This is a genomic window from Campylobacter sp. IFREMER_LSEM_CL1097, from assembly GCF_025772225.1.
GTDB classification, from domain to species: domain Bacteria; phylum Campylobacterota; class Campylobacteria; order Campylobacterales; family Campylobacteraceae; genus Campylobacter_D; species Campylobacter_D lari_D.
Genome location: NZ_JAKMRT010000003.1, coordinates 79617 through 100506 on the forward strand (window position 1 = coordinate 79617; position 20890 = coordinate 100506).

Consider the following 20890-nt stretch of genomic DNA (forward strand, 5'->3'; position numbering starts at 1 on the left):
TATGATTTTTTTAATTCCTTTAATTGTGATTATTTCTTCTATTTTTATCATTGATCACTTTTATTTTTCCAAAGAGAATGAAGTTGTAAAAGAAAAAAAACAAGTAGTGCAAAAAAATACCGATTCTGATAAACAAAGATATCTTGAAAATATATTAAATCAAAAATAATCATGTACACACAAATTTCATATAAAAAATTCTTTTGGATTAATATTTTAGTTGTGATTACTCTTGCTTTAAATTTAAGAGCACCTATAACTTCCATAGGTCCTATGATAGAACATATTCAAGAATATTACAATATCAATTCTACTTTAGCAGGTATGCTAACAAGCTTACCTTTAATAGCTTTTGGTCTTATATCGTTTTTTGTAGCGTATTTTTCACAAATTAAAGCTTTGTTTTTTGCCTTAATTTTGATTGTCTTTGGAGAAGTTATTAGAAGTTATGGAGGAACTATAGGTTTATTTTCTGGGGTTTTTTTGATAGGAGCAGGCATTGCAATAGCTAATGTTTTATTACCTTCTTTTGTAAAAGAAAAATTTTCTAAAAATACTTATAAGATAATGGGTTTATATGGATCAATTATAGGCTTATCTTCAATTGCTGGCGTGGCCTTATCGCTTCCTTTGCTTAAATTTTTTGATGTACCTCAAGCTATGTTTTTTTGGGCTATATTGGCTTTAATTGCTTTGATTTTTTATTTTCCACATTTGAAAAATAAAAGATTATTACGCCCTAAAAAGAAAAATATTAATAAAGTGAATATCTTTTTAAACTTAACAGCCTGGAAAGTTACTATTGTAATGGGATTACAAAGTTTTTTATCTTATAGTCTTTTTGCATGGCTTAGTGTGATGATTAGTGAAAAGGGCTTTGGAATTGACTTTGGTTCTAATGTTTTATTATTATCTCAAATCATAGGAATGCCTGTGGCATTTTTACTACCTATCATTTTAGGAAAGCTTAGATCTCGTGCTAAAAGTTTTGCTATAGTGATGTTAGGGTTTTTGTATTTTTTAAGTTTTATGATGATTTTTCTTTTTAAAGTAAAAGCGATTTTGTTTTTAGCGGCTATTTTTTTAGGTTTTGCTTCTAGTGGAGTTTTTACAATTTCGCTATTATTTATTGCTATCAAAAGCTCAAATTCTATCATAGCGGCTAAACTTTCTGCTATGTCACAAGGTATAGGGTATTTAATAGCTGCTCAATCACCTTGGATTATAGGCATGCTTCATGATAATTTTAGAAATTTCACTTCAGGCTTTATTATGCTTATTATAGTAGCTATAATACTTAACATTTTTGTATTTTTGGCATATAAGGCTCCTGTGATTAAGTGAAAATTAAAAATAAATTAAAGCCTTTTTTGTTAGAATTTTAGGATTTTATTTTTGTGAGTTAATAATGCGATATACAGTAACAGAGGCTTCTATTTATGAAGCGCAAGGCTTAAAAGATGAGGCTTTGGAGATTTATAAAAATATATTAAAACAAGATCCGCAAAATAAAAATGCCATTGATGCTATAAGGCGTTTGAGTGGCTTGCGTTCTAATCATGAAGATTTAAATTATGATATGCTTGATTTTTTTGTCAATATGAAAAGTGAAGAAGAAATTAATGAATTTAAAAGGTGGTTGATAAAACTATGAATATAGAAGATTTAGCAAAAATGGCTATTAGTGAAGTTAATTCGCAATTAGATAATAAAAAAAATAAAAACGATGAATTTGCCCCTATGGTAGAAGAAATTACTCAAGAAAAAAATGTTAATACTCAAGAGAAAAAAATCAAAGAAGAAATTAGTAAGGTTGCACAAGAGCTAATCCAAGAACTAGATGATTTAGAAGTAAAAGTAAAAGATGATAAACAAAATGTCGTTATCAAGGTTGAAGCTTTAGAAGAAAAAGAAGAAAGTATTATAAACAATGAAGAATTTTTCTTAAAAAATCTTAGAGAGCGTATCTTGGTTTTATTTGAAGGATTAAAAAATACCAAAGATGAGCATATGGAAAAAAGATTAGATATGACCATTACTTTTTTAGAGTTTTTGCTTGCAAAGATTGAAGATAGACTTAAAAAATGACCAAGATTTTTTAAGAATTAAAAATATACTTAAGCCTTACACACAAAGGGTTTATTTAGTAGGTGGTTGTGTAAGGAATTCTTTTTTAGATTTATCTAGCGATGATTATGATATAGAAATTTATGATATTGAGCCTAAGCTTTTTGATGAGCTTATGCAAAAACTTGGCGCAAATGGAGTGGGAAAAAGTTTTTTTGTATATAAATACAAAAAATTTGATTTAGCTCTAGCGCGTTATGAAAATAAAATTTCTATAGGTCATAGAGGTTTTGAGGTTAAAGTTTGCAATGATGAGCAAGAAGGTGCTAAAAGAAGGGATTTTACCATTAATGCATTGATGGTAAATATTTTTGATTTTGAATTTTTAGATTTTTTTAATGGTTTGCAAGATTTACAAGAAAAAACTATAAGACATATTGATGATAAAAGTTTTATTGAAGATAGTTTAAGAGTGTTTCGTGGAATTTCTTTTGCGTGTAGGTTTGATTTAACAATTGCAAAAGAAAGTTTAAAATTAATGCAAACTATGGATATAAGTGATTTATCTAAAGAGCGTATTAATAATGAACTTTATAAAATTTTTAAAACTTCAAGACTGAATAAAGCTTATGAGTATTTTAAAATTTTAAATTTAGAAGAAAAAATCTTTTTTTATCAAAGTTGTAATAAAGAATTTGAGAGACTTTTAGAGTATAGCCAAAAGTTAATTTGTGATGAGGCTTTGTTTTTGTATTTGTATTTGAATTTTTTTCATATAAGTAAAGAGGAATTTTTTAAAAAAACAAAATTAAAAAAAGAGCTTTTAAAAAAATGCGAACAAGAATTTATTTTAGGTAAAATTGATGATTTTAATTTAGCTAAAATTGCTTTAAAAATACCACTTTGCAAATGGCTTGGGCTTTGGAATAATGAGCGTATAACACAAGCAAAAAAAATAAATTTATACTATCATGCTTTTGAAAGTAAAATTAGCGCCAATGACTTACTAAAGGAAGGATTTAGCGGGAAAGAACTTGGAATTGAACTTGAAAAAAGAAAATTACAAGAATTAAAAAACTATATAAAGGAGTAAAAATGAATGAGTATATTTTAAAAATTTCATGCAGCGATGAAAAAGGATTGATTTATAGAATTTCAGATGTTATTTTTAAATATAGAATCAATATTATAAAAAATGATGAATTTGTTGGAGAAAATCGTTTTTTCTTTAGGGCGCATTTAGAAGGTGAGCTTGATATAAAAGCTTTTAAAGGAACGCTTGAAGCTATGCTTCCTGATAATGCACAAATTGAAATTACTTCAAAAAGAAAAAAAGATATTATTGTTTTAGCTACTAAAGAAACTCATTGTTTAGGTGAGTTACTTATCCGTCAATTTAGTGGAGAATTTAATGCAAATATTAAGGCAGTTATTGCAAATTATGATGTATTAAAACCTTTAGTGGATAAATTTAACATACCTTTTCATACTATTTTAGCACAGGATTTAAGCAGACAAGAGCATGAAAAAAAACTACTAGAGTGTTTAAAACAATATGAGTTTGATTATATTGTTTTAGCAAAATATATGAGAATATTATCTCCATCTTTTGTAGAGAATTTTGAGGGGAAGATTATTAATATCCACCATTCTTTTTTACCTGCATTTATAGGAGCTAATCCTTATAAGCAAGCTTATGAAAGAGGGGTAAAGATTATAGGTGCAACAGCACATTTTGTAAATAATAACTTAGATGAGGGGCCAATTATTACCCAAGATGTTATACCGGTTACTCATGAATATTCTTGGCAAGCTATGCAACAAGCAGGGCGTAATGTAGAAAAAAATGTTTTTTCTAAGGCCTTGGATTTAGTGTTTGATGATAGGATTTTTATATATGATAATAAAACAATAGTATTTTAATCTTGATGCTAAAAAGCATCAAGATTAGCATGAATAGCAAGTTTTAAACTCATATGCAGTTGGTCTAGCTTCTACAGGCCATACTTGGGTTTCAAATTTCATATGTTGATAATCATCAATAAATACATCACTCATAACAGGCTTTAAGAAGGCATTTTTTCTAATGAGTGCTTCCAAAGATCCTCTTAAAGTGTGAGGTAATTGCTCTATACCTTTTTCTCTAATCTCATCTAGGGTTAGTGCAAATAAATTTTCATCCATAGGACCTACCGGTATGGTTTTATTTTTAATACCATCAAGTCCTGCCATAAGCAAGCTTGTAAAAGCTAGGTAAGGATTGGAAGTGCTATCAGGAAATCTTATTTCAACTCTTGCGCTTTTTTCATTAATACCATAAGGCACGCGACAACTTGCAGAGCGATTTTGGCAAGAATAAGTTAGTATGCAAGGTGCTTCAAAACCTGGAACTATTCTTTTATAAGAATTTGAACTAGGATTGGTAAATGCAGCAACACTTCTTGCATTAGCTAAAATTCCACCGATGTAATTAATCGCATATTCACTTAATTTTCCATATCCTTCTTTATCATAAAATAAATTTACTCCATCTTTCCAAAGGCTCATATGCACATGCATACCACTTCCATTATCTCCATAGAGTGGTTTTGGCATAAAGGTTACTGTTTTTCCATTTAAATGCGCTACCATTTTAACTACATATTTATAAATTTGTACATTATCAGCAGCTTCAACTAAATTCCCAAATTCTACACCAATCTCAGCTTGTCCTTGTGCTACTTCATGATGATGTACGAAAGTTTTTAAACCAACTCTTTCTAAAACTTGTACCATTTCAGCTCTAATATCCACACTAGAATCAATAGGACTTACAGGAAAATATCCACCTTTATTTCTTGGGCGATGTCCACTATTGTAACTATCTGTAAAATCTTTATTATCATTCCATTCACCTTCTTCAGTATCTACTTCATATTTTGCACAGTGAGAAGAATCAACTATTTTTACATTATCAAAAATAAAAAATTCATTTTCAGGACCAAAATAAGCAGTATCAGCGATATTGCTTGTGCTTAAGTGTTGCATTGCTTTTTTAGCAATACTTCTTGGACATTTTTCATACATTTGATCTTTGTAAATATCATATACATCGCAAATTACTATGATAGTAGGATCAGCTGTAAAAGGATCTAAAAACGCACTTTCCACATCAGGTTTTAAAATCATATCTGATTTTTCTATAGGCTGCCAACCATGCAAAGAGCTTGCGTCAAAAGGAATTCCGTTTTCAAAGGTTTTATCATCAATTGCTTTTATATTATAAGTGATGTGATGCCAAGTGCCTATCATATCAGTAAATCTAAAATCAACAAATAAAACTTCATGTTTTTGACAATAACTAAAAAACTCATCAATGCTATTTACAAATTTACCCATTTTTTCTCCTTTTTATTTTTTGGGTTTTTTAATTTATTTTATAGATTGTAGTATATTTTTTTTAAATTAAGTTTAAATTAATATTTTTTTTATAATCAAATTAAAAAAAAGATTATTTTGTGTAAAAAAATAATTAATTGGTAAAATTAATGTTGATTTATATTTTTTTGTAATATAATCTCGCATTAGTTTTTTTATTAAAAAAGGTGTAACAATGACTCAAGAAGAATTAGATGCTTTAATGAATGGCACTGAAGACTTAGATCTTGATTCTGTAGAAGAAACAGAAGAAAAACCAGATACAGATTATGAAGATGAGGAAAAAAATAAGCAAATTGTTAATGATATGATTAATGGTGATTATAAAGCAAGAGCGGATATGGCTTGGCCACCACCACCACCTAGTAAAGAACATAAAGTTGTACATCAACTTGATGATGTTACAAGAGATAGTGAAATAAAAGCCACAGAGATGATGGAAAAATTAGAAGCTATTAACGATTTTTTTGCAAATTCTGAGAGTGATCTTTGTGTAATCAGTGATGCTTTAAATAAAAATATAGAAATTTTTGAAAAATTAAATGCAAAATTTCCTAATGTGGTAAGCTTTAAAGAAGCTATTGAGATAAATAACAATGCTAAAAATATCATAGATGAGATTACAGGTTGTTTGCAAACTGGGCAAGATGAAGTTATGATGGCAATGGATGCTATGCAATATCAAGATATTCATCGTCAAAAAATTGAGCGTGTTATTAATGTTATGAGAGCTTTAAGTAGATATATGAGTAGTTTGTTTGAAGGTAAAATTGATGATGAAAAACGCGTGGGATCTGCTGTGCATATCGAAGGAGATACAACTGCAGATGTTGTAAGTAATGATGATATTGAGGCATTAATCGCAAGTTTAGGAAAAAAATGATTATTCCTGAAATAGTAGCTCCTGCAGGTAATTTTACAAAATTAAAAATAGCTTTAGCTTATGGAGCTGATGCTGTTTATGCAGGAGTGAGTAATTTTTCATTAAGAGCAAGAACTGCTAGAGATTTTAATTATGAAACTTTTAAAGAAGCTATTGATTATACGCATGCAAAAGGAAAAAAAATTTATGTAACGATTAATGGATTTCATTTTAGTTCGCAAATTGAAGGTTTGAAAAGGCATATTTTAAAACTAAAAGAAATGAAACCTGATGCTTTTATAGTAGCTTCTGTAGGTGCTATGCGTTTGGTTAAAGAGCTTGCACCTGAAATCAATCTTCATGTATCAACCCAAGCTAATATTTTAAATTACTTAGACGCTCAAGTTTATAAAGATATGGGAGCTAAGCGTGTTGTTATAGCAAGGGAACTTGGTTTAAAAGATGCAAAAGATTTGAAAAATAATTGTGACGTAGAGCTTGAAAGTTTTGTCCATGGTTCTATGTGTTTTGCGTATTCTGGCAGATGTTTGATAAGCTCAGTGCAAAGTGGACGCATGAGTAATCGTGGATCATGTGCAAATGATTGTAGATTTAACTATGAACTTTATGCAAAGAACCCAGAAACTAATACACTTTTTAGACTTGAAGAAGATGAGAATGGCACGCATGTGTTTAATTCTAAAGATTTAAATTTAAGCTCGTATATTCAAAAAATTATGCAAGAAGATTGCATTCATGCTTTTAAAATAGAAGGAAGAACGAAAAGTGAGTATTATGTAGCTTTGACTACAAGAACTTATAAAATGGCAGTGCAAGATGTGTTGCAAAATACTTTTGATGCGGCTAAGTATGAAAAAGAAATTCATACTTTAAAACACAGAGGTTTTACAGATGGATATTTAGTTTCAAGAGCTTATGAAAAAACCGATTCAATAAATCATAATACAAGTATAGAAGAAGGAACCCATCAAGTGCATGCTATTAGCGAAGATGGTGAATTTTTTAAATGTAAGGGTAGGATAGAATTAAACAAAGAATATGAAATTCTAGCTCCGGTTGATTCTAATATAGAATTAGGGGAAAATAAACTAGGTTTAGTATATGAAAATGAAGGAAAAAAATTCATAGTGTTTAAACAATTATTAGCAAAAAACAATAAAGAATTTAGTGAAATTCATAGTGGTAATGAAAATGAAATTACTTTACCATTTAAACTTCCAGAATTTAGCTTTTTAAGAAGGAGTGTTGAATGAAATTTGTTTCCATATTGATGGGAAGTAAGAGTGATTATGATATAGTAAAAGAAGCTTTAGGAATTTTGGAAAAATTTGATGTAAAATATGAAGTCTTGATCACTTCAGCTCATAGAAGTCCTCAAAGAACCCAAGAATACATCAAAAATGCTGAAGAAAAAGGTGCAAAAGTATTTATTGCTGCAGCGGGTATGGCAGCTCATTTAGCAGGAGCTGTTGCAGCACATACAACAAAACCTGTTTTAGGTATACCTATGCCAGGAAGTAATTTAGCTAGTATGGATTCTTTATTTTCTACTGTGCAAATGCCAAGTGGAATTCCTGTAGCAACTGTGGCTATAGGTAAAGCAGGGGCTATTAATGCAGCTTATTTGGCAGTGCAAATTTTAGCAATAGAAGATGAGTCTTTAGCGCAAAAATTATTAGAAGATAGACAAAAACAACAAGAAAAATTAATCCAAGATTCTAATACAATTGAAGTTTTTCTTTAAGGAGCGTATATGCAAACTTACTTGGAATTAAAAGAATTTTGTCAGTTAGTTCATTTATCCGAAGATGTTGTAAAAGGAATGATGGCAAATGGTGCTTTAAATTTCAAAGAAGAAGAAGGTAAAATTTATATAGAAGCTAATCAAGGTACTTTTAGCGTAGTTCCTTCAAGTTCAAAGCAACCTGCTATGGTAAATTCTATGACCTTGGCAGGAGAAAGTTTTGTAGAAAAAACTATAGGGACTATTTTAAATTTACATGAAAAAGTTCTTGATGCTAAGGATGAAACCTTAGAAGCTTTAAAGGGTGAAAATAAATTTTTAAAAGATGCTCTTTATTCTATGCAAGAGCTTTATGATGAGGATAGAAAAACTATAGAAAATCTTAACGAGCAACTTAAATATGCGCGTAATGAAGTTGAATTTCTAAAAAGAAAATATAAAATGATGTGGAATAAAACAGTGGAATTATATGCAAATTCGCCTGAGAAGTCTGAAGAATTAAAGGAAGAAAAATGACTTTTTCTCAAATGATTTTAAATTTACAAGAATTTTGGCAAAAGCAAGGTTGTGCTATTATGCAACCTTATGATTTTCCAGCAGGTGCAGGGACATTTCACCCGGCAACTTTTTTAAGAAGTTTAGGTAAAAAACCTTGGGCGGCTGCTTATGTAGCACCAAGTAGAAGACCAACTGATGGAAGATATGGTGAAAATCCTAATAGGTTGGGTGCTTATTATCAATTTCAAGTTTTAATTAAACCAAGTCCTGATAATATCCAAGAATTATATTTAAAAAGTTTAGAAAATTTAGGCTTTGATTTGAAATCACATGATATTCGTTTTGTTGAAGATAATTGGGAAAGTCCAAGTTTAGGTGCTTGGGGTTTGGGCTGGGAAGTTTGGCTTGATGGTATGGAAGTTACACAATTTACTTATTTTCAACAAGTTGGTGGTATAAGCGTAGATTTAGTTAGTGCTGAAATTACTTATGGCTTGGAAAGACTTGCAATGTATTTACAAGATGTAGATAATGTATATGACATAGTTTGGAATGAATTTAACGGCGAAAAAATTACCTATAAAGATGTTCATAAGCAAGGTGAGTTTGAATTTAGTAAATATAATTTTGAAGTAAGTGATGTAAAAACTTTAAATGTACAATTTGAAAATGCTTACAATGAGTGTAAAAATGCATTAGATGCAAAACTTGCTTTACCGGCATATGATTATTGTATGTTAGCAGCACATACTTTTAACTTGCTTGATGCAAGAGGAGCTATTTCAGTAACTCAAAGACAAGATTTTATGCTTAAAATTAGAGAATTATCTAAAAATTGTGCTTTAGTATATAAAGAAAGTTTAGATGAAAATTAAAGAAATTTATGATTATTTAGATACTATTAGTCCATTTAATACGCAAAGTTCATGGGACAATAGTGGTTTATTGCTTGGAAATTTCGATCAAGACATAAATAAGATTTATCTTGCGCTTGATGTAGATATGCATTTAATTGAAAATGCAAGCGAAAATTCACTTTTTATAGTTCATCATCCTTTAATTTTTAAAGGTTTGAAGAATTTAAGTGGAGTGCTTTATCCGCAAAATCTTCTTACAAAAATGATACAAAAAAATATAGCCTTGATCGCTATGCATACAAATTTTGATTTAAGTCATTTAAATACTTATTTTACTAGCGAAATTTTGGGTTTTAAGATCAAAGAACAAAATGAATTTTTGATCTATAGTGATGTAGATTTTCAATTAGATACATTAGTTGATCATGTTAAAAAGTGTTTAAAGCTTAATCATATTAGGGTTGTTAATGCTCATCAAGAAAAAATAAAAACTTTAGCAATATGTACAGGCAGTGGTGGAGATTTGATTTCTAGTGTAAAAGCAGATTGTTTTTTAAGTGGGGATTTTAAGTATCATCAGGCCTTAGAAAGTTATCATAATAAACTCAATTTGATTGATATAGGTCACTATGAAAGTGAGTCATACTTTGGTGAAATTTTAGCAAAAGATTTGCAAAAATTTCATTTAGAAGTTATAATATCAGTTTCAAAAAATCCATTTCAATATTTTTAAGGAAAAAATCAATGAATAAATATTTAGAACAACTTATAGCTTTATCGCAAATTGATAAAGAGTTAGATGGTTTTGCAAATAAAGTAGAAGAAGCTACAAAGGATTTAAAAGAAAAGCGTAATTTGCTTGATAAAACTGAAGAAGAAATTGCAGGTTTTGAAAAAGATATTAAAGATATAGAAAATCAAAAAATACAAAACAATAACCATATTGCAGAATTTGGTGTGAAAATTAAAGAAATAGCCAAAAAAAGTGCTGCAGTGAAAACTGAAAAAGAAGCAAATGCTTTAAAAATCGAAGAAGATATAGCTAAAGAGCAACTTGATGCAGCAAATGAAGAGATAGAAAGATTAGATAAAATTTTAGAAAACAAAGAAAAATTTATACAAGAATTGCAAACTAAGAGAACTGAACTTGAAAATGAAGTGGATCAAATAGATGCTCAAACAAAAGTTGTATTAGTTGATATTGAAAAAGAAAGATTAGAGATTTATGATAAAAAAGTAAAGCTGGTTGGCGAAATAAATCAAAAAGTTTTAACTTTTTATGAGAAAATTAGAAAATGGGCGGGAAATAGTGCTGTAGTTCCTGTGAAAAAACATGCTTGTTATGGCTGTTTTATGAGAATTTATGATAAAACTTATTTAGCAGTTTTAAAAGGTGATGAAATCGTAACTTGTCCGCATTGCGGAAGAATTTTATATAAAGAAAAAGAAGAAAATCAAAATTGATTTTTTTTTATTACATTTTTGCTGTGATTATATATGTAATCGCAGTTCCTTTTTTGTTGATTTTAAGTTTTTGTAAAGAAAAATATAAAGTATCTCTAAAATCTAGATTTTTTCTTTACAAAAACTTAAAACAAGAACAAGGAGATATATATTTTCATGCTTGCTCCTTTGGGGAGATTAAAAGCATTGTTCCCTTAATAAAACTTTTTCCAACTTGTAAAATTTCAACTATCACGCAAACTGGATTTAATGAAGCTTTAAGACATTCTAAAAAAGTAAATTTTTTACCATTTGAAATTTTTATACCATTTTGGATGAAACCTTGCAAAGTTTTGATTATTTTTGAAGCAGAGCTTTGGCTTATGCTTGTATTGATGGCTAAATTTTATAATGCAAAAGTTATTTTATTAAATGCTAGGATTAGCGATAGATCTTTAAAAAACTACAAGCGTTTTAGCTTTTTTTATCGTTTAATTTTTAAATATATTGATGTTGTGTTTGCACAAAGTCAAAAAGACAAAGAAAGATTAGAATGCTTGGGTGCTAAAAATGTTGCAGCATATAAAAATATCAAAGCATATATAAAACAAGAACAAGTGAAAAATTATTCAAAACCTAAGGCTAGGGTTATTATATTTGCTAGTACGCATGAAAATGAAGAACTATTATTGCTTAATGAGATTAAACTAGAAGAAAATGATAGATTAATTATCGCTCCAAGACATCCGGAGCGTTTTGGCGAGGTTGAGGGGATTTTAAAAGATTTTTGCCAAAAAAATCATTATAATATGCAAAAATTTTCAGACTTTACTTTAAGTGAAAATGATTTTGCAAATTTTTTTAAGACCAAGTGTTTATTACTAGATACTTTGGGTGAGCTAGAAAGTTTTTATAAGATTAGTGATGTGGTTTTTTTATGCGGCTCTTTTGTAAATAATATAGGTGGGCATAATCCTATAGAAGCGGCTAGATGGAATAATGTTATTATCTCGGGGAAATATTATTTTAATCAAGAAAGTTTATATCAAGAAGTTGATGATTTGTATATTTGTGAGAGTGTAAAAGATATAAATGATTTTTTAAAGCAAAAATTATCACAAGCACGAGTCAAAGAGCAAAATGATTTAAATGAAGTTATATTAAGTATAAAAGAAGGTTTAGATGCAAGAAAAAGCTTATAAATTGCTTGCAATGCAAGAAAAAATTTCCAATAATGCAGCAAAAGATTTGATTGATAAAGGTTGTGTTTTTGCTATGGGAAAAAAGGTTGTTATAGCTAGAGCTTTGATGAGCTCAAAAACAAGATTTGTCGTGCAAAAAATAAAAAAAGCAAAAATACTTTTTGAAGATGATAAAATCATAGCTTTAAATAAGCCTTATGGGGAAATTAGCGAGAATTTAGAAGGTGTTTATAATGCTAAATTAATTAACAGGCTTGATAAAGAAACAAGTGGAGTTTTGCTTTTAAGCAAAGATGAGGAATTTAGACTAAAATGCATTCAAGAGTATAAAAAACAAAATGTTTATAAAAGCTATTTAGCTATTGTCGATGGAGTAATTGCTGAAGAACTTGAAATTTGTGAAAAAATAACTACTATAAAAAATAAATCCGGAGCTTTTAGTAAAATCGATAAATTTGGCTTAGAAGCTCATACTCAGGTTGTACCTTTAATGGTAAATACAAAAAAAACTTTAATAAAAGCAGTCATTAAAACAGGTAGAACACATCAAATCAGAGTGCATTTAAATCATATAAAACATGGTATTATTGGCGATGAAAAATATGCAAAAAATAGCTCTTCTAGAATGTATTTGCATTCTTATGAAACGCATATTTTTGATTATCAATTTAAAGCTTTACTTGATGAGAGTTTTAATGCTTATGGTTTTGAAATAAAAAATTTAAATTTTTAAAGGCGTTTAAAGCTAAAAGGGTTTATAATTTAGCTTTTTAAAATTTTAATAAAGGGAAAATAAAGTGTTTGAAATAGTTAGTGAGTCATTTAAATCCGCGGTTAATAAACTTCGTTTTGTTGATGATGAAAAAGCTTTAAAAAATGCTCTTGACACTTTAAAAAAAGCCCTTTTAAAAGCAGATGTACATCATAAAGTTACGAAAGAATTACTCACTTTAGTAGAAAATGATGTAAAAACTAATGGCATAGGCCAAAAGCAATTTTTAGACTCAATTAAGAAAAATTTAGAAGAAATTCTTAGTGTTAAAGGTAAAAATCAAGGTTTTGTATTTGCTAGTAAGCCACCTACGGTTGTTTTGATGTGCGGTTTGCAAGGTGGTGGTAAAACTACTACTACGGTAAAAATTGCTAATTACTTAAAACTAAGAAATAAAAAAGTATTAATTGCTGCATGTGATTTGCAAAGATTAGCTGCGGTAGAGCAATTAAGACAACTCACTCAAGCTAATGAGCTTGATTTATTTTTCATAGAAAATGAAAACAATCCTTTAAATGTAGCTAAACAAGCTTTAGAAAAAGCAAAAAATTCTATGTATGATGTTTTGCTTGTAGATACTGCCGGCCGTCTGGCAATTGATATAGCTTTGATGAATGAGCTTAAAGAAGTAAAAGCTATTTTAAATCCTGATGAAGTATTTTATGTAGCTGATGCTATGAGTGGTCAAGATGGAGTTAAAACAGCAAGTAGCTTTAATGAAGCTTTAGAAATCACTGGGGTTATTTTAAGTAAATTTGATGCAGATACTAAAGGTGGTGTTGCGCTAGGTATAGCTAAACAAATTGGTGTGCCTTTAAGATTTATTGGTGTTGGTGAGAAAGTAGCTGATTTAGAAGTATTTATCCCTGATAGGATTGTTAATCGTATCATGGGTGAAGGTGATTTGGCGACTTTGGCTGAAAAAACTGCCGCTATTATAGATGAAAAAGAAGCAAAAAAACTTAATAAAAAAATCAAAAAAGGTGAATTTAATTTCAATGACTTTTTAAATCAAATGGAAAGTGTTAAAAAACTTGGTAGTATGAAATCAATCATTGGTATGATACCTGGTTTATCATCTATGGCAGCAAATATTAAAGATATTGATTTGGATAATTCTAAAGAAATTATTCATATTAAAGCAATGATTTCATCAATGACGCCAAAAGAAAGAGAAAATCCTGATTTGTTAAACAACGCAAGAAAGCGTCGTATTGCAGAGGGTGCTGGTTTATCTCAAATGGAAGTAAATCGCTTTTTAAAACAATTTAGTAATGCGGCTAAGTTGGCAAAGAAATTTTCAAACAAAAAAGGAATGGAAAATTTTATGAATATGTTGCAGCAAGCTAAAAGACCGCAATAATTAAAGCTTTTTTATGGATATATGAGTTAAAATATCTATAACAAAATTTTAATTTTTTTAGGAGTATTAAAATGACAGTAATCAGACTTACAAAAATGGGACGCAAAAAAAGACCATTTTATCGTATAGTTGTAACTGATAGTAGAAAAAGACGCGATGGTAGTTGGATAGAAAGCATTGGATATTATAATCCTATGGTTGAACCTGAAGTAGTAAAATTTGATGCTGAGCGTTTAGCTTATTGGAAGAGCGTAGGTGCTAAATTAAGCGATAGAGTAGCAGCTATTACAAGCAAGTAAAAATGGTTGAAAATTTTTTAAGAGAATACGCAAAATTAATTGTTGATTTTCCTGAAAAAGTTGATATACAAAAACAAAATTTAGAAAACAATTTTGCTGAAATTATCATTTATGTTGATCCAACTGACACTGGTAAGTTGATCGGAAAAAATGGGAAATTAATCAACGCAATAAAAACAGTTATTATGGCTTATAAAGTTAAAGATGCAACTTCATATCGTATAACGGTAAAAGCTATTGAAGAATGATTTGGTCCAAGTTGCTAAACTTGGGAAAAGTGTTGGTTTGAAAGGTTATGTAAAATTACATAATTTAAGTGATTTTTATGAGCAGTTTAAAGCAGGTGCTAAATTTTTTGATGGTAATCAAAAAATTTACACCATAAAAGCTTTCGATAAAACAAGATCTTTGGTTTTATTTGAAGATTTTGAGAATTTAGAATCTGCAAAAAAACTAACTAATATTACACTATTTCAAAGCATAAAAACTACAAAAGAAACTTGTAAGTTAAAAAAAGATGAGTATTTTTATTTTGATATTATAGGCTGTGAAATTTTTGAAAATGAACAAAAATTAGGTATAGTTGAAGATATTTTAGAAAATGGAGCTGGATTTTTATTCTGTATAAAATGCGATGAAAAACTACAGACAAAGGTTAAAAACTTTTATATTCCTTATGTTGATAAATATATTCAAAAAGTTGATATAGAAAATAAAAAAATATTCACACAATCTGCTTTAGATATTTTAGAAAATTCATGAAATATACTTTTGTAAGTTTATTCCCAGAGCTTATTGAGCCTTATTTTAAAACTTCTATTTTGGCAAGGGCAAAAGAAAAAGGAATTTTAGAATTTGATTTTGTTAATCCTAGAAATTTTACTACAAATAAACATCTAAAAGTAGATGATTATAAAATAGGCGGTGGTGCGGGACTTTTATTACAAGCTCAGCCTTTATATGATTGTTTAACGCATATTAAAAGCCAAAATAAAAATACGCATTTTATTTTTCTTTTACCATGTGCTAAAACTTTTAAGCAAATAGATGCTAAAAGATTAAGCGTCAAAGAGCATATTTGTTTTGTATGTAGTAGATATGAGGGTTTAGATGAGCGTATTGTGGAAGAATTTGCTAATGAAGTGTTTTCTATAGGAGATTTTATACTTACAGGTGGAGAGTTAGCATCTTTGGTGATGTGTGATGCTATTAGTAGAAATATTCAAGATGTTCTTGGAAATAGTGAAAGTTTAAGTGAAGAAAGTTTTGAAAATGATTTATTAGAAGCACCATCATTTTCTAAGCCATTTGTTTTTGAAAAGGAAAATAAAAAATTTTATGTTCCTTCAGAGTTTTTAAAGGGAAATCACGCTAAAATTACAGCTTTAAAAACTACTTTGGCGTCTTGCAAAACGAAATATTTTCGTCCTGATTTGTATCAAAAGCATGAACGCAAATTTTAAGGAATATCGTTATGAAAAATAAATACATTGAGCAATTTGAGCAAAAACAAATTGAAGGTAAAAATGTTCCAGAATTTCGTGCTGGAGATACTTTAAGACTTGCTATTCGCATTAAAGAAGGCGATAAAACAAGAATTCAAAATTTTGAAGGTATTTGTATAGCGCGTAGAGGAAATGGTGTAGATGAAACTTTCATTGTGCGTAAAATAGGCGCTAATAATGTAGGTGTTGAAAGAATTTTCCCTATTTATAGTGAAAGTTTAGAAAGTATTACAGTATTAAGAAGAGGTCGTGTACGCCGTGCTAGATTATTCTATTTAAGAGATAGAAGAGGTAAGGCTGCTCGTATTAAAGAACTTAAAAAATAAAATGAAATTTAGAACTCAAATGCATGAAGTAATTTCTTGGGAACAAGAAATTGAAAATGGCATAAATATATCTAAAAAAATAGAAAATGCTTATGCTAAGGAAATATGCATAAATATGTCAAAGGATAGCTTTATGAAAGATCATAAAGCACCTTTTGATATTACTATACAAGTATTAAAAGGCTCTATTGATTTTGGAGTTTTAAATCAGCAAATTCTACTTAAATCTTTAGATAGCATTAGTTTAAAAGCTAATGAAATTCATAATCTTTTAGCACTAGAAGATTCTATAGTGCGTTTAACTCTATATAAACAAGATAGCCTTGAACGCGTTGAGAGTGTTTTGAAATCTTAATTTAAGTCTCATTTTGTATAATTTTAGCTTACTTAAAATTAGGAAGTTAAGCTATGAAATGGACTAAAGATTCTTGGAAAAATTATAAAATTCAGCAACAGCCGCAATATCCTGATGAAAATGAATTACAAGATGTTGTTAAAAAATTAGAAAAATTACCACCACTTGTTTTTGCAGGTGAGGTAGATAAGTTAAAAAAATCCCTTGCTAAGGTTGTAAATTCTCAAGCATTTTTACTCCAAGGAGGAGATTGTGCAGAGAGTTTTGTAAATTTTGGTGCTGATAATATAAGAGATATGTTTAAAGTTATGCTTCAAATGGCCATAGTACTTACTTTTGCAGGATCTTGCCCTATTGTTAAAGTAGGGCGTGTTGCAGGACAATTTGCAAAGCCAAGAAGTAGTGATTTTGAAGAAGTAGATGGAGTAACACTTCCAAGTTATCGTGGGGATATTATTAATGGTTTTGAATTTAATGAAAAATCAAGAATAGCCGATCCTAAAAGAATGCTAGAAGCGTATTATCAAAGTGCTACAACTTTAAATTTATTAAGAGCTTTTTCAAGAGGTGGTTTAGCAGATTTAAGAGTAGTGCATAAGTGGAATTTGGGTTTTTTAAAAAAAGCAGAGCTTGGGAAAAAATATAATGAACTTAGTGAAAAAATCACTCAAGCTTTAGCTTTTATGCAAGCTTGTGGTATCACTGATACCCCAAATCTTTCTCAAACAGTCTTTTATACTTCTCATGAAGCCTTGCTTTTGCCTTATGAAGAAGCTTTAACTAGAGTAGATAGTTTAAGCGGGGAAATTTATGATTGTTCAGCACATATGCTTTGGATAGGTGAGCGTACTAGAAAAGCAGATGAAGCACATGTGCATTTTTTAAGTGGAGTAAAAAATCCACTCGGTGTTAAGCTTAGCGCTAATTATGATTTAGGTGAGATAAAAAAGCTAGTAAGTATTTTAAATCCACATAATGAAGCAGGAAGATTAAATTTCATCATCCGTATGGGATGTGATAAGATAGAAAATGCCTTGCCAAAATTATTTAAAGAGTTAAAACAAGAAGGGTTTAATATACTTTATAGCATAGATCCTATGCATGCAAATACGGTTAAATCAGGTAATTTTAAAACAAGAGAATTTGATAAAATTATTCAAGAAGTGCGTGCGTTTTTTGAGATAGCTATGAGTGAAGGAGTGTATCCTGGTGGGGTACATTTGGAAATGACAGGGCAAAATGTAACAGAATGTGTAGGAGGCTCTTTAAATATCACTCAAGAAGAACTTTCTAAACGCTATGAAACACAATGTGATCCAAGATTAAATGCTGACCAAGCTTTAGAATTAGCATTTATCATAGCAGACTTAGTTAAAAAGGCAAGAAAATGTTAAAATTTTATGGTATTAAAAATTGTAATAGTGTTAAAAAGGCCATGGATTATTTAAATTCTAAGCAAATTGAATTTGAATTTTTAGATATTAAAAAGCTAGATGAAGAAACTTTAAATTTTTGGTTTAGCAAAAGGAGTGTTTTAGAGCTTGTAAATACAGCGGGTATGAGTGCTAGAAAATTAGGGTTAAATAAAGAAAAACTTCAAAATTTAAACCAAGATGAAATTAAAGTGATGATTTTGCAAAATCCAACGCTTATAAAACGCCCATTAATTGTAAAAGATGATGAAGTTTTTATAGCTAAAGAATATGAGAGTTTTTAAAATGCTAGAGTTTTTACTCTAGCATTTAAGGAGTTTCTCGAAAGATTTTTAGAATTTGTATTTAAAACCTACTTGACCACTTACATAAGTTTCATTTTTACCATCTGTTTTACCAGCTAGTATTTGTTTAGCTCCAATACCTGCATTTAGGCTAAATTGCTCGTTAATATCTACATTTCCACCTATGATGATTTGTCCATAAGTTTTTTTCTTATCATCACTTTTTACGCTAGGTAGCGCTACTCCATTTAAACTCGCTACATAATCATCTCCATTATTCATTACATATTGTTCTATTTTTGGAGTGATAAATAAATACGATGTTTCGCTCATATATTTTCTAAATTCAGCACCAAGTTCTAAAGAAATAGAATTATTACTAGCGCTATTGACATCTTTTCCTGCAATTCCATTTTCTTTATAGCTTGGGGTATGTGCATAGTAGTAGTTTGCTCCGGCAAAAGGTTTGATAAATAAGGTATTATTACTAAAATCAAAAATATATCCCATGTTAGCACTCAAACCAAGGAATTTTCTATTAAAGTCAGCACTATTTGTAGTGTTAAATCCTCTATTTACAATATCTTGATCTGTTGGAGAAATTTGAGCATAAGCCTTAACATTAACTTCTACCTTTGGACTTATATGGATATTAGAATAAGCACCAAATTGGAAATTATCTGATTTTTGGGTTAAAAGATTATCTTTTATTTCAGCGTTTGCATAAGTAAAATAAGCACCAATAATAACATCATCATTGACTTTTCTATCCATACCTATAGTGGCTCCATATAAAGCACCACTATCTCCATCTATGATGTTTGCACCGCCTATTACATTACCCCAAATGCTGTTATTATAATTATCAACATAATTTCCTCTATAATCATTAGTAGCAAATCTTATTTGAGATAATTTTGTAGCGTAATTTCCATAAGGATTATTTAACATAGCTACACGAGAACCTATGGATACATCATTTGATACATTGATAGTCGAGTTTATACCTGATGAGGCTTGATTTACATTTGAGATAGATTTAGCTGAATCTTTTATATCATTTGCTACTTGTTCCCCGACTTTATCAAATTTAATACTACCTATTGCATTTAAATCTCCACCAATTTTAAGTCCATCTAAAATTTTAGAAACAAAGTCTTTGTTAGAAGCTGAAACACTAGAATCGTTTTTAATATAATCATCATTAGAGATTTCTCCACTTCCAGCATTGCTATTGCTTGCTATAATTTCATTAATATTTTGTATTTTATTTTTAATTTCATTAAGTGCGTTATAAATATTTTCACATTTTTTTATATCATTATTACATTTATCACTTTCTAATTCTTCTTTTAGTCTTTCTTTGAAATAAGATAAATATTCTTTTTCAGATTCTAAAATCATTTTGTTATTGTTTATATTATCATTGGCTCCTCCATTTACTAAAAGATGTTTTCCATCATTTGAAATAGAAAGGTTGTAATTAACAAATTTACTTAAATCTAATATATGCACAAGTGTTTCATCTATTTCAAGTTTTTCTTTATTTTCTAAAACACTATAAATATCTTTACCAAGGCTAGCTGTTATTTGATTTTCTATGATGTTTTTATTGAAGTTGTCTGCTTGTATAAAGGTAAAGTTATCTAATTTTAGATTGCTAAAGCTAGATGTTCCCACAGAAAAAATAGAATTTGTGATATTAACATTGCCATTAACCTTTATAGCTACTTGATTTCTATTATCACTTTGATAAACAAAACCAGTCTTATCTGCATTTAGATCTCCATTTATACTTAAGGAGCCACTTGTTCCAGCTATACCATTTCCTATTAAAATAGTAGAACCTCGTCTATCATCATGAGCACCAGCTATATTTTTTATATCAACATCTTTACTTCCCTGTAAATAGATATTTCCATTGATAACAGATTCTTTATGTAATGCTTGAAAAATAATATCATTTGCATAAATATTTTTTGCACTAATATTGAAATTTCCTATATAAGCAGCTTTATCTTCATCTGTAGAAGTGTTAGAATGCATATCTATGTTGTTGATTGTAAGATTGTTATTTCCCAAGTCAATTTTAACACCAGCTTTATCATATAATTGAGAGTTTTTTTCTAATAATTCATTTGGAATATCCCATATTTTAATATTTAATGTTAAATCATTATTGGTGTATTCATTTTTTAATGTAAAATTTCCATTGGTTTCTTCATTAAAATAATTCTTAGCATTATTTTGATCAAAACCTGTATATTGTATGTCAATATTTTGAGCTAAAGCAGCACCGCTTAATAAAGCACTAATGCTAACTCCCATTAAAACTTTACTTGTGTAATAAGAAAGTTTCATTTGATTACTCCTTGTAAATTTAAATTGAAAAAAGCATTATACCCCCCCCCATAAATTTAAGTTTAAAGTAAATGAAAAAAA

Annotated in this window: 26 protein-coding genes; 24 read left to right on the forward strand and 2 right to left on the reverse strand. The window is 29.0% G+C overall.

All coding sequences use genetic code 11. The features are described 5' to 3' along the window. Window position 1: 1 nt before the first annotated feature. From L8W64_RS01900 to purU, 6 genes are all read left to right on the forward strand, one after another. The gene (locus L8W64_RS01900; protein WP_087699327.1) at window positions 2–169 is read left to right on the forward strand and encodes a hypothetical protein; all 168 of its coding nucleotides are present in this window, start codon (window positions 2–4) and stop codon (window positions 167–169) included. Window positions 170–171: 2 nt separating this feature from the next. After that, window positions 172–1344: an MFS transporter gene (locus L8W64_RS01905; protein WP_263672738.1), complete on the forward strand. Its 1173-nt coding sequence runs from the start codon at window positions 172–174 to the stop codon at window positions 1342–1344. Between the two features lie 61 nt (window positions 1345–1405). Beyond that, the gene (locus L8W64_RS01910; RefSeq protein ID WP_087691144.1) at window positions 1406–1654 is read left to right on the forward strand and encodes a hypothetical protein; all 249 of its coding nucleotides are present in this window, start codon (window positions 1406–1408) and stop codon (window positions 1652–1654) included. Then, window positions 1651–2088 (forward strand): effector protein CiaD, encoded by a 438-nt coding sequence (gene ciaD, locus L8W64_RS01915; protein ID WP_263672740.1) that lies wholly within the window; start codon window positions 1651–1653, stop codon window positions 2086–2088. The genes L8W64_RS01910 and ciaD overlap by 4 nt, the downstream gene beginning before the upstream one ends. Next, window positions 2057–3160 (forward strand): CCA tRNA nucleotidyltransferase, encoded by a 1104-nt coding sequence (locus L8W64_RS01920; RefSeq protein ID WP_263672742.1) that lies wholly within the window; start codon window positions 2057–2059, stop codon window positions 3158–3160. The genes ciaD and L8W64_RS01920 overlap by 32 nt, the downstream gene beginning before the upstream one ends. Before the next feature lie 2 nt (window positions 3161–3162). Then, window positions 3163–3990, forward strand: a complete 828-nt coding sequence (purU, locus tag L8W64_RS01925; RefSeq protein WP_133318739.1) for a formyltetrahydrofolate deformylase — start codon at window positions 3163–3165, stop codon at window positions 3988–3990. A 24-nt stretch (window positions 3991–4014) separates the two neighbouring features. On the opposite strand, the gene glnA is transcribed toward purU, so the two are convergent. Beyond that, complete coding sequence (gene glnA / locus L8W64_RS01930; protein WP_263672744.1) at window positions 4015–5445, reverse strand: type I glutamate--ammonia ligase; 1431 nt, start codon at window positions 5443–5445, stop codon at window positions 4015–4017. A gap of 214 nt (window positions 5446–5659) precedes the next feature. Here glnA and L8W64_RS01935 point away from each other — a divergent pair, with 214 nt between their 5' ends. The 18 genes from L8W64_RS01935 to L8W64_RS02020 all read left to right on the forward strand — a co-directional run bounded on the left by L8W64_RS01935 (window position 5660) and on the right by L8W64_RS02020 (window position 18448). Further along, entirely contained in the window at window positions 5660–6367 is a 708-nt protein-coding gene (locus tag L8W64_RS01935) for a protein phosphatase CheZ (RefSeq protein ID WP_263659057.1), read from the forward strand. Then, window positions 6364–7620 carry a peptidase U32 family protein gene (locus tag L8W64_RS01940; RefSeq protein WP_263672745.1) on the forward strand — a complete coding sequence of 419 codons (1257 nt, stop codon included), beginning with the start codon at window positions 6364–6366 and terminating at the stop codon, window positions 7618–7620. Before L8W64_RS01935 ends, L8W64_RS01940 begins: the two co-directional genes overlap by 4 nt. Next, entirely contained in the window at window positions 7617–8111 is a 495-nt protein-coding gene (gene purE, locus L8W64_RS01945) for a 5-(carboxyamino)imidazole ribonucleotide mutase (RefSeq protein ID WP_133318743.1), read from the forward strand. The genes L8W64_RS01940 and purE overlap by 4 nt, the downstream gene beginning before the upstream one ends. Before the next feature lie 9 nt (window positions 8112–8120). After that, window positions 8121–8627, forward strand: coding sequence for a DUF3972 domain-containing protein (locus tag L8W64_RS01950; protein ID WP_220566839.1), 507 nt, complete (start codon window positions 8121–8123; stop codon window positions 8625–8627). Further along, window positions 8624–9484 carry a glycine--tRNA ligase subunit alpha gene (glyQ, locus tag L8W64_RS01955; protein WP_258107574.1) on the forward strand — a complete coding sequence of 287 codons (861 nt, stop codon included), beginning with the start codon at window positions 8624–8626 and terminating at the stop codon, window positions 9482–9484. The genes L8W64_RS01950 and glyQ overlap by 4 nt, the downstream gene beginning before the upstream one ends. Then, window positions 9474–10199: a Nif3-like dinuclear metal center hexameric protein gene (locus L8W64_RS01960; protein ID WP_263672747.1), complete on the forward strand. Its 726-nt coding sequence runs from the start codon at window positions 9474–9476 to the stop codon at window positions 10197–10199. Before glyQ ends, L8W64_RS01960 begins: the two co-directional genes overlap by 11 nt. An 11-nt stretch (window positions 10200–10210) precedes the next feature. Then, window positions 10211–10930, forward strand: coding sequence for a zinc ribbon domain-containing protein (locus L8W64_RS01965; protein ID WP_258107572.1), 720 nt, complete (start codon window positions 10211–10213; stop codon window positions 10928–10930). Then, a complete protein-coding gene (gene waaA, locus L8W64_RS01970) occupies window positions 10927–12111 on the forward strand; it encodes a lipid IV(A) 3-deoxy-D-manno-octulosonic acid transferase (RefSeq protein WP_263672748.1) in 1185 nt (394 codons plus the stop codon). Before L8W64_RS01965 ends, waaA begins: the two co-directional genes overlap by 4 nt. Beyond that, a complete protein-coding gene (locus L8W64_RS01975) occupies window positions 12092–12844 on the forward strand; it encodes a pseudouridine synthase family protein (RefSeq protein ID WP_263672750.1) in 753 nt (250 codons plus the stop codon). The genes waaA and L8W64_RS01975 overlap by 20 nt, the downstream gene beginning before the upstream one ends. Window positions 12845–12908: 64 nt before the next feature. Then, complete coding sequence (gene ffh, locus L8W64_RS01980) at window positions 12909–14246, forward strand: signal recognition particle protein (protein WP_263672751.1); 1338 nt, start codon at window positions 12909–12911, stop codon at window positions 14244–14246. Between the two features lie 71 nt (window positions 14247–14317). After that, window positions 14318–14545: a 30S ribosomal protein S16 gene (rpsP, locus tag L8W64_RS01985; RefSeq protein WP_012661702.1), complete on the forward strand. Its 228-nt coding sequence runs from the start codon at window positions 14318–14320 to the stop codon at window positions 14543–14545. A gap of 2 nt (window positions 14546–14547) precedes the next feature. Continuing rightward, window positions 14548–14793: a KH domain-containing protein gene (locus L8W64_RS01990; RefSeq protein ID WP_043019956.1), complete on the forward strand. Its 246-nt coding sequence runs from the start codon at window positions 14548–14550 to the stop codon at window positions 14791–14793. Next, the gene (gene rimM / locus L8W64_RS01995) at window positions 14783–15307 is read left to right on the forward strand and encodes a ribosome maturation factor RimM (protein WP_133318751.1); all 525 of its coding nucleotides are present in this window, start codon (window positions 14783–14785) and stop codon (window positions 15305–15307) included. The genes L8W64_RS01990 and rimM overlap by 11 nt, the downstream gene beginning before the upstream one ends. After that, the gene (trmD, locus tag L8W64_RS02000; protein ID WP_263672753.1) at window positions 15304–16008 is read left to right on the forward strand and encodes a tRNA (guanosine(37)-N1)-methyltransferase TrmD; all 705 of its coding nucleotides are present in this window, start codon (window positions 15304–15306) and stop codon (window positions 16006–16008) included. The genes rimM and trmD overlap by 4 nt, the downstream gene beginning before the upstream one ends. Before the next feature lie 11 nt (window positions 16009–16019). Further along, window positions 16020–16376: a 50S ribosomal protein L19 gene (gene rplS / locus L8W64_RS02005; protein WP_012661698.1), complete on the forward strand. Its 357-nt coding sequence runs from the start codon at window positions 16020–16022 to the stop codon at window positions 16374–16376. A gap of 1 nt (window position 16377) precedes the next feature. Further along, window positions 16378–16731 carry a cupin domain-containing protein gene (locus L8W64_RS02010; protein ID WP_243705616.1) on the forward strand — a complete coding sequence of 118 codons (354 nt, stop codon included), beginning with the start codon at window positions 16378–16380 and terminating at the stop codon, window positions 16729–16731. A gap of 53 nt (window positions 16732–16784) precedes the next feature. Beyond that, the gene (locus L8W64_RS02015; protein WP_263672755.1) at window positions 16785–18125 is read left to right on the forward strand and encodes a class II 3-deoxy-7-phosphoheptulonate synthase; all 1341 of its coding nucleotides are present in this window, start codon (window positions 16785–16787) and stop codon (window positions 18123–18125) included. Beyond that, a complete protein-coding gene (locus L8W64_RS02020; protein WP_133318754.1) occupies window positions 18119–18448 on the forward strand; it encodes a Spx/MgsR family RNA polymerase-binding regulatory protein in 330 nt (109 codons plus the stop codon). Before L8W64_RS02015 ends, L8W64_RS02020 begins: the two co-directional genes overlap by 7 nt. A 48-nt stretch (window positions 18449–18496) precedes the next feature. Here the strand turns inward: L8W64_RS02020 and L8W64_RS02025 are convergent, their stop codons facing one another. Next, the gene (locus L8W64_RS02025) at window positions 18497–20809 is read right to left on the reverse strand and encodes an autotransporter outer membrane beta-barrel domain-containing protein (protein WP_263672756.1); all 2313 of its coding nucleotides are present in this window, start codon (window positions 20807–20809) and stop codon (window positions 18497–18499) included. Between the last annotated feature and the right edge of the window lie 81 nt (window positions 20810–20890).